Origin of the sequence: Paenarthrobacter sp. C1, assembly GCF_049315185.1 — a bacterium.
In the GTDB taxonomy this organism is placed as follows: Bacteria; Actinomycetota; Actinomycetes; order Actinomycetales; family Micrococcaceae; genus Arthrobacter; species Arthrobacter nicotinovorans.
Genome location: NZ_CP186053.1, coordinates 23153 through 36064, shown reverse-complemented (window position 1 = coordinate 36064; position 12912 = coordinate 23153). Strand labels below are relative to the sequence as shown.

Sequence of the window (12912 nt, the reverse complement as noted above, 5' to 3'; positions counted from 1 at the left end):
AGGAAGGGCGGAGCAGACGCCCTCGATGGTCGTCATCGACACCCACTTGGCCCGCGGTGCCTCGAACGGCGGGTTCACGTTCCACGATCGAGGCGGCCCCTACGGCCGCACCAAGGGCGCGAAGCGAGTCGTGGCCGTCGACGTCACCGGCCTACCGGTGGCTGCGCTGGTGGTGCCCGCCTCGGCCCACGAGAACAGGGCCAGCGACCTGATGTTGGAGCACCTGACCCAGCAGGGCGTCGCCGGCCGGCTCGAGCTCGTCTTGGTGGACCGCGGGGTGACCGCGGCCGCCGCGCGGGACCTCAGTCGGGAGCACGACCTCGAGGTCCGCCGGGTCGGGTGGGATGACAAGCAGCCGGTCTTCCGCCCCATTCGGCACGCCTGGCGCGTCGAGGTCGCCCACGGGCGCCTGGGGCGCTCCCGCCGGTTGGCGAAGTCGTTCGAGAACACGACCACCTCGGCGACGGGCTGGCTTCAAGTGGCCTGCATCGCCACGACGTTGCGCCACCTCTCCCGAGCTAGCACGCCGGCTGCCAGTTGACCTCGCTGCCTGAGCACTCATGCGGACCGCACTCATCGCGGCAGATCCGGATGTTCGAGTCATGTGGGGAGCGGCCTCCCGAACCACGGCCCGCAAGGGTCGAAGCCGCGCACAGTGACGCGTTCTCCCGCCTTCGAGGCACGCCAGTCCTTGGCCGTAAGACGCATGTGCGTGAGTTCGGCTAGCCCTCGCCCTGAAAGGTTCATGGTGACGCCGTTGTCGCGGTACCCCACGTGCCGCGAGACCCCGAGCGAAGCAGCGTTGTCGGAACGAGCCGAGGTCACCGCAGCGAGAGCGTTCAGATGGTCGAATGCGAGCGCCAGGACCGCTGTGCGCATCGCGATACCAACGCCACGCCCTCGGGCCGAACTGACCAGCCACGACCCGGAGTCGACAGTGCGGAGGTCGAGAAAGTCGTCGGCTTCGAGTGACTGCACCCCCACCAGGGCACCGTCGTGTTCGACCGCAAAGTCGAGGCACCACGATGACGGCGACCACGTGCCGAGCGCGCCAGTAGCCCTGGTAGACGAGACGCCGCCGATGCTGCGCCAGATCTTCGCCGGGAAGGCCTCGGCCGACGGGTCGTGTTCGTAGTCGGGCGGCTGTATGGCCGCCAGCAAAGGGAGGTCTCGCTCCTGCACCGGACGGAGGAGGACGTTGTCGCAACGAAGCCGAAGGCCGAACAAGGGCCAATGCTCGACTGAGGCGTCGTTGGGAGGTTCGGACACCGGAGCAGTCTCACACGCGTGAGCGACAGGTCGGTCGTGTCGCGTCTGGGCTGACGGAACGTGCATCGGCATGAGCACGCACTCGTCGCGGGCAGATTGGGACGCCGTGCGCCTTTAGTCCCAGCCGAGGAACGCGGAGACTTCATCGCCCAGCAGATGCCTCACCCGCGCCCTGTCGGCGGGTGAAGCCTGACTGAGCACGTACACGACATCCTCCAGCGCACGCACGTCGTCGTCCGGCGTCGCATCCTCGGATCGGTTCTCGACGAACAGCACCAGGACGCGGAGAGCCTCAGCCAGCAGCGTCGTCAGGTGGTCCTCGGGCACGGCCAGAAGGCTAGCGCTAAGAGGTCCGCTCATCGGCAGATCCGGTAACTGGCGTCGCCAATAGGGACACACCCAGTTACATGGTCTGGGACACCGCCGCGTCAACGCCGGTGGCTTCGCTCGGCACCGCGTACGCGTCCGAGACCCGCAGCTACAGCTCGGCTCGCGGCATCTCGTTCCACGGCGCAGCTGGCCGGACCTACAAGCTTCGAGTCTCCGGCACCACAAACACGCCTTTCCGTCTCCAGGTCGCCCGCGGCCCGGTCAACGACATGCTCGCCACCGCAGCTGAGGTACCCGCCCGCCCTGTCCGTCGGGACCCCTGGGTGTCCGACGACGTGGACAACACCCGAGCAGGAGCAGAGCCGAGCGAGCCGACCCCTAGCGACTACGGCATGTGGTGGACCTACACGCCGACCACCAGCGGAAACCTTCGAGTCGAGGTCCTCGCCCCCGCTGACGGCCTCAACTACACCCGCTATCGCAAGCTGTACGCGTACCGCACCACGTCAACCGACGTGACCGCGACCGGAGCGTACATCGCCAGGGACCAGTACACCGGCGACTACGACCCCATCATCAACGTCGCCGTCGTCGCCGGGCAGACCTACAAGATCAAGATGACGACCGCTGCAGGGCAATTCGGCCGCTACCGGATGAAGTTTACCCAGTTCTGATCCGACCTCGTTCCGGCCGCTCTCGAGCGGCTCGAGGGTGCGCGACAGCCGCGGTCCGAACGGGACAGTCCAGGACGTGCTGGTAGCAGTCGACGGACCGGGGTCAGGCACACCGCGTCCGCAGAACTCGCGACCTCCGTGTCCTGCCCGGACTGCGGAGACGAACTCGTCGTACGCCTCGCCCGGGGCAGGGTTCCGCACTTCGCCCACCGACCGCGACGCAAGTGCGACGCCGCGAAGGCCCGCGCACGCAGCGCCGCCGAGCGCCGCCGTGCCCGCCTCGCCGCACAGCGGGCAGCCGCGGACGTCGACGACACCCAGCCGTCCCTGTTCGACCTCCCCGCGCCGGACGACGCGTAGACGACCAACCAGGCCATCGACTGCCCCTCGAGAGGGTGGACACCGTGAACGACAGCTCACACCCGCCCCACTTGGATCCCCATCTTCAGCTCTGCGCCTACCCCGGGAGACCGCGATGACCCTTTCCGCCATGACGAACTGGCCGCCGGCCCTGCTCGACCTCCCCGACACCCCCGAGGTGTGGGACACCACCGGAATCCGCCCCCGCGCCCGGCTGCGAGTCAACGGCATCGAGCTCACCCTGCAGGCCCTCGAAGTCTCCAACGACACCGACAACTCCGGGTTCACATACCAGGTGGCCACCGACGAGCAGGCCGAGGAGCACCTCCTCGAGCTGTACAACCCGGAGGCAGCGTTCGAGACCTGGTCCGGGTTCGGCAAGACGTACGCCCTCTTCGCCACCCCGACCAACCCCGACGACATCCCCGCGACGCGAATGTTCGTTGCCGACCTCACCCTCGACCGGGCCACCTGGTCAGGGCAGATGCCGGAGTTCGAGGAGCACGACCGCAAGACCGTCACCGTCGTCGCGCGCGGCCACTGCGGGCTGCACCTCGAAGCACGTCGCGTCGATGGACCCGACCAGGAGTTCGTCGAGTACCCCGAGGACCGTGCGCACCTCGCCGCGCTCGCCGGCTGGGACGGCCCCTACCCGACCCTCGACCTCGACGGCGCCCAGTACGTCGTGCTCGTCGTCCCGTTCGGCGACTGACCCGACCTCCAGTGATGGCTGCGGTGGCTGCCGTGGAGACTGCGGTGGCGGCGGTTGCCGTCGGACCGCAGCCCACGACGGTCCGGCCGGCCAACCACCGCCACAACCCAGGAGGCCACATGGACCTCACCGCAGCCCAGCAGTCGGTGCGAGAAGCACGCGCCGCCGGCAACGAGCATCTCCACAAGCTCGTCGAACGCTTCATGCCCGGCGTCAGCGACCTCGAGATGAAGCCATTCCGCTTCAGCGCCACCAGCGTCGCCTACGTCGCCGTCGGCACCTGGTGCGACCAGGCGTTCGAGTTCGAGCAATTTTCCGACGGCACCGTCCGCGGCTACGCCGTCGCTCTGTGCTCTGCCTGCAACAACTACGACCACTGCATCAAGGCTCGCGCACTGCGCACGCCGGCTGACATCGCCGACGCCATCGACAACGGCGTCGCCGCGACGTGGACCAGCAGCGTCGACCAGTGCCACCCGTGCCGTGAAGTAGCCGCCGCCAAGGCCGCCGCCGAGACCGTCGCCGGCCGGTACGCAGCCTGGCGCTTCAAGAGCCGCTGGGGCCGCTCCCACACGGACGTCCTCGCACTCCCGCACTGACCCGCTACACCCCGCACGTCAACCCCGACCGGCCCGCAGCGAACAGCTGCGGGCCGGTGTCGTTGCGCTGGAGCCACCGACGCGGACCGTGAGAGCCGGGCCACAGCCCTCCCGACCGGCCGTGCGCAGCCCGCCGCGGTCACCCGCCACCCGTCCCCTCACCAGGAGAACTCCTCGTGCGCAACACCGCCCGCCGCATCGCTCTCGCGCTCACCGGCGCCCTGACCGCCGCGGTCGCCCTCACTGCGACCACCGCCCCCGCCAACGCCGTCACCGTGTCCTCGGACAAGGTCACCCTGACCTCCGCTGACGTGGTCGTCGTCCCGGCCGGCACCTGCGTCGCCCACCCGATCGACTACTCCGTCAGCGTGCCCGCCGGCACCGAGACGTGGGGTCTGGACGTGTGGGTCTACAACGAGGCCGGCGGCCTCGCCGACTCCATGATGCTGCGCAGCAGCAGCTCCGCACCGGCGGGCACCGGCACCGTCCAGTTCTGCGACTACTCCGACCAGCCCGGCCTCTACACGTTCGTGCCCGAGCTGGACTACCGCCTCGGCGGCATCGCCTACAACAACGTCGCCGTCCCGCAGTTCCAGGTCCGCGTCATCGGCAACGTCACCACCGGCACCAGCATCAAGGCCAAGCGCAAGGGCGCCAACGTCACCGTCAACGCCAAGGTCACCGTGAAGTCCGGAGCCGTCACCTCCCCGGTCGTCGGCGGGACCGTCGCGATCCAGAAGAAGGTCGGCCGCACCTGGAAGACCGTGAAGAGCGGCGTGACCACCACGACCGGCGCCGTCAAGATCAAGGTCAAGGCCAAGCGCGGCACCACCCTGCGCGCCCAGTTCGCCGGCATGGGCGAGTACACGGCCGTCGGCGCCGGCGTTCCGATCCCCGCATCGACGTCGAAGGCGATCCGCATCCGCTGACCCGTCTTCTCTGACTTCCTGAGCCGCACCCCGGCTCGAAGGAGCACCCGAAGCCCGCCTGCGTAGCCCGCGCCGGCGGGCTTCGGTGCGTCGCCAGACGCGCGGGGACTGCGGGGATAGGTCGACGACACACCGTGCCCAGCATGACGGTCCTACTCTTCCCCGCCCGACCGGCCTCCGACCAGCCTGCCGTGCAGCTCGTCCCCGTGCCCACACCCACCCCGACAGCCCAGACCGCACCGGTCGTCCAGCTCGCACCGGTCAGGGTGCTGCCCGGAGAGTCCACCGCGGACCGCGTCGCGCTGGCGGCGCTCATCGCGGCCACCGGACCCGCGGCTGCTGGCTACCTGATCGACACCGGCATCCCGGCCGTCCAGCTGCTCGCCAACGCGCTCGCGGCCGCGGCGTTGACCGTGCACGTCGCAGCGCGCTGCTCGCGCCGCTTCGCGAGCTCGCGGCCAGCCACCGCCTAGCGCCCACCTGGGCGCCCAGCTGCGCCCGGCGTCAGGTCTGGACGTTCTTAGCGCGGTCGGCGGCGCCAGCGGCCACGACCGCGTCGAGGTCGCGGTCCCACACCCATGCCGCCACAGCCAGCACGATGCACCACATCCACGGCAGCGGAACGAACGACGGCACGTGCGCCCAGACCTCCAGGAGAGCGAGAGCGCCGAACGGAACCGACGCGGCCGCGACGATGCTGGCCCAGAACCGCTGGCGCGACACGTCAGGGACGGGCGCCGCTTGCCCAGCGGCGTCATCCGGAGACACGGGCAGCGGGGGAGTGGGACGGAACACCGGACCTCCAGGAAGGCTCACCAGCGGCAGCCCGTCGCTGCCCGCGTGAGCACATCCTCGCGCACGACGCCGACCTGCATGCGACGGTCGCGTCACCCTGTGGAGGAACCGCGAACCGGCCCGGCGTCCTGACAGGACACCGGGCCGGCGTAGAGATGACGGGCGCTCAGACTGCGGCCGGCTCTTCGTGGGTGAGCGCCTCAAGCTGCGGCAGCAGCTGCGGGCGGTGGGCGGCGACCCAGGCATGCAGGTCGTCGAGGTTCACCTCGAACGTCGGAGAGCAGTGCTCGAGCCACTCGTCGACCCACGTGTACTCCTCGACGAGGTAGTCACGCATGGCCTCGACAGCGCGCTCGTGGTCGCAGGTGTCGCCGTTGGCGTAGTCGTCGTTGGCGGCGAGGCCGACGATGTCAGCGTCTTCCGCGTGCTCGGTCAGGAACCAGTTGGCGTAGCAGGTGCCCGAGTCGTCGAGCTCCCACGCCTTCGCGATGACGCGGACCGGGATGTCGTCGCTGCCGTCGAGCATGTCCAGGACGAGCTGGTGGACGGCCTTGCGGGCAGCCGGGCCGACCTGGTTCGCGGCGTCGATGACGCCACCGAGCTCGTACGCGCAGGACTTGGGGTCTCCTGTGGCCAGGGCGGCACCGACGGTGCGTCGCAGCTGGCAACGCTGGGACGGGTGGACCTCGGTCCACTGGTGCAGCATCACGTAGCGGTTGAACGACGCGAACGCCTTGAGGTTGCGGCGCAGGTCCTCGACCTGCTGAGGGGTGCCGGTGAGAACGGCCTCGGCGGGCTCCTTGGTGCCGAGGTGGTTGCCGCGGGTGACGAGGAGGCGGTGCTGGTCTCCGGACTTCATCGCGGAGAACTCGAATGTGTTGGTGAACATCGCGTAGATGCCTTTCCGTGGTTGACGGGGTGCGGGCATCCACGGCCCAGCACGATGAGTGCGGGCGAGTGGGTGGCGGTGCCGGCCTTCGAGGCTCGGCCCTGTGCCGGTGCAGCGGGGACGCTGCACGGACCACCGTGCCTGCCGGCCACGGTCAGGCAATCGTCAGGAGGTCACAGGGCCCAACGGGATCGGGTTGGTCGTGGTGTTGCGCGAGTACCACTCGGCGAACGTGAGCGACTGCTCCTGGCTGCGCTTCCCTTGCCGGTCCGCGCCCGCAGGCGCACCTTCAGCCGAGCGTTCGATGATGATTCGCTCGTAGTCAACGAACGCGTGTTCGGGGTACTTCTTGCCTCGCGCGGACTCCCGTTCGGGACTCTGACTCTCCGTCATGCCGATCGACGATACCGGCGCTGCCCCTTGAGTCGCACCTGACCCTCTAGCCACGAATGGACCACTGCCCCTCTACGCCCTGGTCGACGTCGGCCAGTCACGGGGGTCTGGTTGCATCGTCGCGCCGATGCTGGACAATCGCCGCGCGACCCCCACCGCACCGACTCGCAGGAGAACACGCATGGCTACTGACTACGACGCCCCCGCAACACCGAGGAGGAGTCCGAGGAGAGCCTCGAGGCGCTGAAGGCGCAGCGCAACGACACCCAGTCCGGGAAGGTCGACGAGGACGAGACCGAAGCCGCTGAGGCATTCGAGCTCCCGGGCGCCGACCTGTCCCACATCGAGCTCGCCGTCGAGGTCGTGCCCATGCAGGACGACGAGTTCACCTGCAACCGATGCTTCCTGCTCCACCACCGCTCCCAGCTCGCCGACGCCGACGCCCTCATCTGCAACGACTGCGCCTGAGCTGACCACCGCACGCATCACCGCACTCCCGTGACTCGACGCAAGGCCTACGCCTCCGCGGCCAGGATGCTCACCGTCCTGGTCGCCACGGCACTCCTGCCGCTCGCTGCACCGACCCCAGCGCCAGCGCCCCGCGCGGAGGAGAACGGACGTTCAAGCCGAACGCGCTGAGCCCACGCGCCGACCTCCCGAATCCGCATCGCGGCAGTACCGCTGGCTGGGCGCCGACCCCAAGCCGGACAGCGCGACGGCGAACGACGTCTACTACCGCGACCAGGTCTACTGGGGGCGCATCGAGCCCTCGAACAACGCGTGGGACTTCACGTGGATCGACGACGGGCTGAATGCTGCGGCCGAACGGGGTGGGAAGTTCGGGTTCCGCGTCATGGCGTACTGCCCGGGTTGCTGGATGGAGTCCCGGTCCGACTTCCCGAGCGTCACGCCGCCGTTCGTGCCTCGCCAGGCTGGTGGCTACATCCCTGACTGGAACGAACCCGCATTCCTCGCCCAGTGGCGCGAGCTCATGGCGGAGCTGGGGCGCAGGTACGGCGACGACCCTCGCCTCGGGTACGTCGACGTGGGCGGCTACGGCAGCTACGGCGAGTGGCACGTCAACTCCGGCGAGCGAGTCTCCGACCGCAACGGCCTCGCCGTGGTGGACGCCGTCACCGCCGCGTTCCCGCGCAAGCACGTCCTCATCAACACCATGACGCCCGTGCCGGTCACGCTGAAGGCGTTGAGGAGGAACCCCAACCTGGGGCTGCGGACCGACAACCTCGGCTGCCCGGACATGTACTCGACGGTCCCCGGCGACCCACGGCTGCAGAAGGTGTGGCAGACCCGGCCGTTCTTCTCTGAGTGGTGCACGCGCGCGGATCCGGTCCTCGGCGCCCAGCAGGCTCGGAAGTTCCACATCTCGACGCTGTCCTCGAGCAACATGCCGTGGGCGTACGACTCGTTGAACGGCAAGCAGCGAGCCGCCTATGACCGCATCCGCGCCTCGGCCGGATTTCGCATCCGCGTCCGGGCGGTCACACTCCCGGCCCGCATCGAGGCCGGCTCGAAGATGCGCGTGACAACCTCGTGGGTCAACGACGGAACTGCCCCCACCTACGACGAGTGGGTCGCCCGTCTGGTGTTCGTCAACCAGCACGACGACAGGACCGTCACCGTGAACCTCGGTCGACCGTTGATGGGCCTCACCGACCGGCTCACCACCTCCGCGACTGTGTCCACGCGCGAGTTGGCGCGAGGCCGACACGACGTCTACCTCACCGTGGTCGACCCCACCGGGTACGCAGCCCCGATGCACCTCGCCAACGCCGGCCGCACCGCCGGCGGAGCGTACAAGCTCGGCAGCATCATCGCCCGCTGACCACCGCAGGCGGCGCTCCCGCGCGCTCGCCGCTCTCGGCGACACCGCGTGCAAGGGGACCGGGGACTCAGGCAGCCCGTGTCCCCGGTTCCCTACATCGACACAGATGACTACCGCTTTCCGCCCCGGCCCGCACGGTGCTCCGCATGGACGGCACGACCGCGACCCTGGCAGCCATCGCTCCGCCGCGCGCCGACACCGAGCCGTGCGAAGCGGTCCTCTTCGACGTCGACGACACTCTCTACGAGGTTGCCGAGCTGGTCGCTCAGTCGTGGCGCGTCAACGCCGCCAGCCTGGCCGACCTGGGACTCGACGTCGACAACCTCACCGCCGCCTACGACCAGCACCGGTTCCGCCGAACCATCTCCGATGCCCTCGCCCGAGCTCTCCAGCAGGTCGGCCACCCGGCCCACCTCGCCGAATCCGTGCACCGCATCTCGCAGGGCCACACACCCACTCGACTGACCGCCTACGCAGGTGTCGCTGACCTCCTGCGGGCCCTGCGCGAGGCGAACATCCGCACCGGTGTCGTCACCAACGGCGAACCCGACCGGCAAGCTCGCCAAGCTCGACGCCCTCGGACTGCGAGACGCCTTCGACGTCGTGGTCGTGTGCGACGGCACCCGGGTTCGGTGCAAGCCGCACCCGGACGGCTTCCAGGCCGCGCTCGACGCGCTCGCCGTACCGCCCGCCCGCGCCCTGATGGTCGGGGACCGGATCGACTACGACATCCTGCCCGCGCTCGAGCTCGGGATGCACGCCGTGCGGATCCGCCTCGGCAACCACGCCGGCCAAGAGGCCGCCCCGGCCATCGTCGAGAGCGACGACCCTGGCGTGGTCTGGAGTCACGTCCTCGGCCGCGTGGCTACCCTCCCGGCATGAGCAGCCGACTGCGAGCGCACCTGGGCTTCGCGCTCCTGCTTGCTCTCTGCTCCCTGTTGTCAGCAGCAGCGCTCGTCTACTGGTTCGCCGACCTGACGTTCCAGTGCGCTCCCGACTACAGCGAGTCGACCATCGTCGCGCCGGAGTCGTACCGCGGCCGGCTCCTGTGCTCGGTGACCGACGGAGAAGTCGGCACCAGCGGCTGGGCCATCGCGCTCCTCGCCCTCCTCCCGCTGGCTGCGATCGTCGCCGCCGGCGCGGCGTGGTTCCGAGGCCGCCGCCGTGGTCTGGCGCTGGCGTGCTGCCTGGTGGCCATCGCGCTCCCGTGGGGCATCCGCCTGACCGCGAGCACCATCCCGGCCGACTGCACATCTGGCCAGTGGGACCGCTACGGCAGCCCGGGTTGCGAACGCAACGAAGAACTGCGCCCCGGCCTGGGGCAGTACGACCGCGACGCCGTCAGCTGACCAGGCGGTAAGGCCGCCGCGCCCGGACGCCCTCAGGGCACTGGGGAAGCCGCGACGCGGCACTGTGCACCTCGGTCCCTTGGCCGAGAGGCGAGGCAGCGGCCTGCAAAGCCGCCTACGTGGGTTCAAATCCCGCAGGGACCTCCACAGCCCCACCTACGGGGCGCCCAGCAGGTTCCCACCTGAAACCGCACGGAGGACAGCACCGATGGCCGACCCGACAACCGCGCCTCACGAGGACGCCACCGGGCTGTTCCCGCGCGACACGACCGGACCCACGACCTACTACGAGATCTGGGAGTACCACGGAGAGACGCCGATGCGTCGCGTCGCGCTCGGCATATGGGAGCGTGGATACGTGAAGCAGGACCAGGCCGAGGAGGACGCCACGAAGCTCGCAGCCGACCCACGCTGGACCCAGTTCAAGACCGAACCGTCGTTCCGCGTCATCACCGTCACCGTGACCCGCACCCCCACCGGCACCCCTGCCGCCGTCCCCGACGCAGCCCTTCCCGACGCAGCTCCTGCGGGCGAGGCATGAGCACCGCCGAGCTGCTCCAGTGCCGCGACGTCCTGCTGCAGGCGCTGCACGCTGCCATGGAGGAGCGCGAGCAGCGCACCGGCATGGCCGACAGCGTCGACCGCGACGGACAGCCCACCAGCGAGCTCGCCTGGATCGTGCACGAGCGCGAGGTCATGGCAGAGGCGACCAACCGGCTGCGCGCCGACAGGGGCCTCCCGCCGGCCGACCGGCTCGCGCTGATCCGCGCCGAGGGCCTCGCCACCGGCCACTGCGACTACGACACCAAGTTCGCCCTCTACTGCGCCGAGTACGCCACCGGCGCCAAGTAGCCGCCCGGCCCGTCGGCAAAATCTCGAGCGTCACGACCGCCCCGAAGGCGGGGAGGGTTGCGGCCGCACCACGGACACGCACCTTCGTGCGGCCCGGCGCGAGCCGTCCACCCCTACGAGAGAAGCCACCCATGAGCCTTCGGCGCACCCTGACCTCCTGGTCTCGACCCTCGCGGTCACCGCGAGCGCCTCCGTCCTCGCCTCCACCATCACCGCCGCACCCGCGGCCGCCGCTGACGCGAACCGCGACGCGTTCGAGTGCTGCCCGCGCTCGACGCCAACGGCGCCCCCGTCATCAACCCGGCGTCCATGACGCTGCTCAGCGAGCAGACAACCGCGCTCGCCGGGCTCGAGGGGACGGTCACCCAGACCACCTACGCCCTGCCGGGCGACCGGCGCTGCGACGTCGTCCGCGTCCACGTGCCCGCCGCCGCCCAGGGGCGCACCGTGACCGCGACCTCCAGCTACAAGCTCCAGGCGAAGTACGTCACCGCCACCAAGAACGAGCTCGTGTACCGCGGCGGCGGCGAGAACATCAACATCCCCGTCGCCAAGACGCCCGCCACCATCGGCGGGCGCACCGAGCTCGCCGGCGAGGCCGTGGTCGCCAGCCACATCTACGACGTGACACAGACCGGAACCGACTTCGACACGAGCGAGCCGTACACCTCCACCGCCCTCGGCGTGAAGTGGTCGCTCACCATCACCATGGCCGAGACCTCGAGCACCCACTACGTCGCGGTGCCGAAGAAGACCGTCAAGGCCGCAGCCGCCGCGCGCGACCTCGCCATCACCGACCGACGCCGCCGCGATCGTCAAGCACGCGAAGAAGACCGCCAAGCGGATCCTCCACGACGCCATCGACCACGCCAAGGGCAAGAAGGCGAAGAAGGCAGCCAATCGCCTCTACGCGCAGAAGATGCGCGCGGCGAAGAAGAACGCCGACCAGATGATCGCCGCCGCTCAGGCCACCTACGCGAAGGCCGTAGCGCCCATCGCCGTCGTGACCCCGTCCCGGGCGCCGCCGGCCAGGCCACCGGCCAGGGTCGTCATCCCGATCCCCGACCCGCCGGTCACCCCACCCCGGACCCGACCCCGGACCCGACCGTCGACCCCACCCCGGACCCCGGCACAGACCCCAGCGACCCGCCGGTCGACTCCGTCGAGTGACGCGTAAACGGCCCCACCTGCTCCGCGGGTGGGGCCGTTGCTGTCGGGGCGTTCGCGGACATCCCTCCCGGCCCTTCACTGCGCTCCCCGCCGAGCAGCGCACAGTGAACGCGTAGCCCTACCCGTGACGTGAACCGAAGGACCCCGACATGACCCGCCTGAGCCCCACCGAGGACCTCATCCTCACCCTGCTCGTGTCGCGCCGCAGACTGGGGAGCACATCTTCTGCATCGACACCGTCAACATGGCGGCGCTCAAGCGACTCCAGGACAAGGGCCTCGTCAACCTGCTCAACCGCCCCACCGAGAAGGCCATTCAGGTCAGCCTCACCGACCGTGGGCTGGTGCTCGGTGCGGACCCGAGGGTCACCGAGAGCCTCAACCCCGCCACCTGCCAGTCTTTCTACATCGGACCGAAGTCGTCGGAGCACCAGTTCCACTGCGACCGGAAGAAGAACGGACACAAGGGCAAGCACCGCTACACCGCCTACGGCCACCTGAAGAAGCCCCTGCGCTGGACGGACGCGGAAGCGGGTGGGCTCGCCTCCACCCGGTACGGCGACCAGCTTCGCCAGCACGAGGCGGACCGCCGTGTAGCCCTCGAGGAGCTCATCGCTGAGTTGCGTCCCGGCGCCGACATCGAGCACTACATGGCCCTCTGAGCCAACGGGGACACCGCACCTTCCGCCGGCACCACTGAGGCGCCCACGGATCCCGGCCGGGACAGCGTCGCCACGCACAGTCCCCGG

19 protein-coding genes, 1 tRNA gene and 2 pseudogenes are annotated in these 12912 nt (G+C 69.8%); 16 read left to right on the top strand and 6 right to left on the bottom strand.

Annotated features, from left to right (window positions below; genetic code table 11):
• The first annotated feature begins 25 nt into the window (after window positions 1–25).
• Window positions 26–541 (top strand): transposase, encoded by a 516-nt coding sequence (locus ACNAOU_RS22315; RefSeq protein WP_422758756.1) that lies wholly within the window; start codon window positions 26–28, stop codon window positions 539–541.
• Between the two features lie 59 nt (window positions 542–600).
• Here the strand turns inward: ACNAOU_RS22315 and ACNAOU_RS22310 are convergent, their stop codons facing one another.
• Both ACNAOU_RS22310 and ACNAOU_RS22305 read right to left on the bottom strand, forming a co-directional pair.
• Window positions 601–1269: a GNAT family N-acetyltransferase gene (locus ACNAOU_RS22310; RefSeq protein WP_422758755.1), complete on the bottom strand. Its 669-nt coding sequence runs from the start codon at window positions 1267–1269 to the stop codon at window positions 601–603.
• Window positions 1270–1383: 114 nt separating this feature from the next.
• Window positions 1384–1629 (bottom strand): hypothetical protein, encoded by a 246-nt coding sequence (locus ACNAOU_RS22305; protein WP_422758754.1) that lies wholly within the window; start codon window positions 1627–1629, stop codon window positions 1384–1386.
• A gap of 47 nt (window positions 1630–1676) precedes the next feature.
• On the opposite strand from ACNAOU_RS22305, the gene ACNAOU_RS22300 reads away from it, so the two are divergent.
• From ACNAOU_RS22300 to ACNAOU_RS22275, 6 genes are all read left to right on the top strand, one after another.
• Window positions 1677–2273, top strand: a complete 597-nt coding sequence (locus ACNAOU_RS22300) for a hypothetical protein (RefSeq protein WP_422758753.1) — start codon at window positions 1677–1679, stop codon at window positions 2271–2273.
• A 138-nt stretch (window positions 2274–2411) separates the two neighbouring features.
• Window positions 2412–2633 carry a competence protein CoiA family protein gene (locus ACNAOU_RS22295; protein WP_422758752.1) on the top strand — a complete coding sequence of 74 codons (222 nt, stop codon included), beginning with the start codon at window positions 2412–2414 and terminating at the stop codon, window positions 2631–2633.
• 115 nt (window positions 2634–2748) lie between these two features.
• On the top strand, window positions 2749–3345 hold the full coding sequence (locus tag ACNAOU_RS22290; protein ID WP_422758751.1) for a hypothetical protein: 597 nt from the start codon (window positions 2749–2751) through the stop codon (window positions 3343–3345).
• A 14-nt stretch (window positions 3346–3359) separates the two neighbouring features.
• Window positions 3360–3944: a hypothetical protein gene (locus ACNAOU_RS22285; protein WP_422758750.1), complete on the top strand. Its 585-nt coding sequence runs from the start codon at window positions 3360–3362 to the stop codon at window positions 3942–3944.
• Window positions 3945–4120: 176 nt separating this feature from the next.
• Window positions 4121–4873 carry a hypothetical protein gene (locus ACNAOU_RS22280; RefSeq protein ID WP_422758749.1) on the top strand — a complete coding sequence of 251 codons (753 nt, stop codon included), beginning with the start codon at window positions 4121–4123 and terminating at the stop codon, window positions 4871–4873.
• Between the two features lie 143 nt (window positions 4874–5016).
• Entirely contained in the window at window positions 5017–5346 is a 330-nt protein-coding gene (locus ACNAOU_RS22275) for a hypothetical protein (RefSeq protein WP_422758748.1), read from the top strand.
• Between the two features lie 31 nt (window positions 5347–5377).
• On the opposite strand, the gene ACNAOU_RS22270 is transcribed toward ACNAOU_RS22275, so the two are convergent.
• The 3 genes from ACNAOU_RS22270 to ACNAOU_RS22260 all read right to left on the bottom strand — a co-directional run bounded on the left by ACNAOU_RS22270 (window position 5378) and on the right by ACNAOU_RS22260 (window position 6950).
• Entirely contained in the window at window positions 5378–5689 is a 312-nt protein-coding gene (locus tag ACNAOU_RS22270; RefSeq protein ID WP_422758747.1) for a hypothetical protein, read from the bottom strand.
• A 145-nt stretch (window positions 5690–5834) separates the two neighbouring features.
• Window positions 5835–6557: a hypothetical protein gene (locus ACNAOU_RS22265; RefSeq protein WP_422758746.1), complete on the bottom strand. Its 723-nt coding sequence runs from the start codon at window positions 6555–6557 to the stop codon at window positions 5835–5837.
• A 165-nt stretch (window positions 6558–6722) separates the two neighbouring features.
• Entirely contained in the window at window positions 6723–6950 is a 228-nt protein-coding gene (locus ACNAOU_RS22260) for a hypothetical protein (RefSeq protein ID WP_422758745.1), read from the bottom strand.
• A gap of 181 nt (window positions 6951–7131) precedes the next feature.
• On the opposite strand from ACNAOU_RS22260, the pseudogene ACNAOU_RS22255 reads away from it, so the two are divergent.
• The 4 genes and pseudogenes from ACNAOU_RS22255 to ACNAOU_RS22240 all read left to right on the top strand — a co-directional run bounded on the left by ACNAOU_RS22255 (window position 7132) and on the right by ACNAOU_RS22240 (window position 9675).
• Window positions 7132–7418: pseudogene (locus ACNAOU_RS22255) on the top strand (DUF4193 domain-containing protein).
• 106 nt (window positions 7419–7524) lie between these two features.
• Window positions 7525–8793 (top strand): DUF4832 domain-containing protein, encoded by a 1269-nt coding sequence (locus ACNAOU_RS22250; RefSeq protein WP_422759249.1) that lies wholly within the window; start codon window positions 7525–7527, stop codon window positions 8791–8793.
• Between the two features lie 146 nt (window positions 8794–8939).
• Window positions 8940–9305 (top strand): annotated as a pseudogene (locus tag ACNAOU_RS22245) (HAD family hydrolase); the annotation flags it as partial.
• Window positions 9306–9318: 13 nt separating this feature from the next.
• Window positions 9319–9675 (top strand): HAD-IA family hydrolase, encoded by a 357-nt coding sequence (locus ACNAOU_RS22240; RefSeq protein ID WP_422758744.1) that lies wholly within the window; start codon window positions 9319–9321, stop codon window positions 9673–9675.
• A 59-nt stretch (window positions 9676–9734) separates the two neighbouring features.
• On the opposite strand, the gene ACNAOU_RS22235 is transcribed toward ACNAOU_RS22240, so the two are convergent.
• Entirely contained in the window at window positions 9735–10205 is a 471-nt protein-coding gene (locus tag ACNAOU_RS22235) for a hypothetical protein (RefSeq protein WP_422758743.1), read from the bottom strand.
• Window positions 10206–10215: 10 nt separating this feature from the next.
• On the opposite strand from ACNAOU_RS22235, the gene ACNAOU_RS22230 reads away from it, so the two are divergent.
• From ACNAOU_RS22230 to ACNAOU_RS22210, 5 genes are all read left to right on the top strand, one after another.
• Window positions 10216–10289 (top strand) — tRNA-Cys (locus ACNAOU_RS22230).
• 61 nt (window positions 10290–10350) lie between these two features.
• Complete coding sequence (locus ACNAOU_RS22225; protein WP_422758742.1) at window positions 10351–10683, top strand: hypothetical protein; 333 nt, start codon at window positions 10351–10353, stop codon at window positions 10681–10683.
• On the top strand, window positions 10680–10994 hold the full coding sequence (locus ACNAOU_RS22220; protein ID WP_422758741.1) for a hypothetical protein: 315 nt from the start codon (window positions 10680–10682) through the stop codon (window positions 10992–10994). The genes ACNAOU_RS22225 and ACNAOU_RS22220 overlap by 4 nt, the downstream gene beginning before the upstream one ends.
• Before the next feature lie 309 nt (window positions 10995–11303).
• A complete protein-coding gene (locus tag ACNAOU_RS22215; RefSeq protein WP_422758740.1) occupies window positions 11304–12164 on the top strand; it encodes a hypothetical protein in 861 nt (286 codons plus the stop codon).
• Window positions 12165–12408: 244 nt separating this feature from the next.
• Window positions 12409–12825 carry a hypothetical protein gene (locus ACNAOU_RS22210; protein WP_422758739.1) on the top strand — a complete coding sequence of 139 codons (417 nt, stop codon included), beginning with the start codon at window positions 12409–12411 and terminating at the stop codon, window positions 12823–12825.
• Window positions 12826–12912 lie beyond the last annotated feature (87 nt).

Excerpts from the sequence above, each read along its gene's own strand:
- ACNAOU_RS22315 (WP_422758756.1), top strand. The coding sequence starts at position 26 with ATGGTCGTCATCGACACCCACTTGGCCCGCGGTGCCTCGAACGGCGGG.
- ACNAOU_RS22305 (WP_422758754.1), bottom strand. The coding sequence starts at position 1,629 with ATGAGCGGACCTCTTAGCGCTAGCCTTCTGGCCGTGCCCGAGGACCAC.
- ACNAOU_RS22300 (WP_422758753.1), top strand. The coding sequence starts at position 1,677 with ATGGTCTGGGACACCGCCGCGTCAACGCCGGTGGCTTCGCTCGGCACC.
- ACNAOU_RS22290 (WP_422758751.1), top strand. The coding sequence starts at position 2,749 with ATGACCCTTTCCGCCATGACGAACTGGCCGCCGGCCCTGCTCGACCTC.
- ACNAOU_RS22285 (WP_422758750.1), top strand. The coding sequence starts at position 3,360 with ATGGCTGCGGTGGCTGCCGTGGAGACTGCGGTGGCGGCGGTTGCCGTC.
- ACNAOU_RS22275 (WP_422758748.1), top strand. The coding sequence starts at position 5,017 with ATGACGGTCCTACTCTTCCCCGCCCGACCGGCCTCCGACCAGCCTGCC.
- ACNAOU_RS22265 (WP_422758746.1), bottom strand. The coding sequence starts at position 6,557 with ATGTTCACCAACACATTCGAGTTCTCCGCGATGAAGTCCGGAGACCAG.
- ACNAOU_RS22260 (WP_422758745.1), bottom strand. The coding sequence starts at position 6,950 with ATGACGGAGAGTCAGAGTCCCGAACGGGAGTCCGCGCGAGGCAAGAAG.
- ACNAOU_RS22225 (WP_422758742.1), top strand. The coding sequence starts at position 10,351 with ATGGCCGACCCGACAACCGCGCCTCACGAGGACGCCACCGGGCTGTTC.
- ACNAOU_RS22220 (WP_422758741.1), top strand. The coding sequence starts at position 10,680 with ATGAGCACCGCCGAGCTGCTCCAGTGCCGCGACGTCCTGCTGCAGGCG.
- ACNAOU_RS22215 (WP_422758740.1), top strand. The coding sequence starts at position 11,304 with ATGACGCTGCTCAGCGAGCAGACAACCGCGCTCGCCGGGCTCGAGGGG.
- ACNAOU_RS22210 (WP_422758739.1), top strand. The coding sequence starts at position 12,409 with ATGGCGGCGCTCAAGCGACTCCAGGACAAGGGCCTCGTCAACCTGCTC.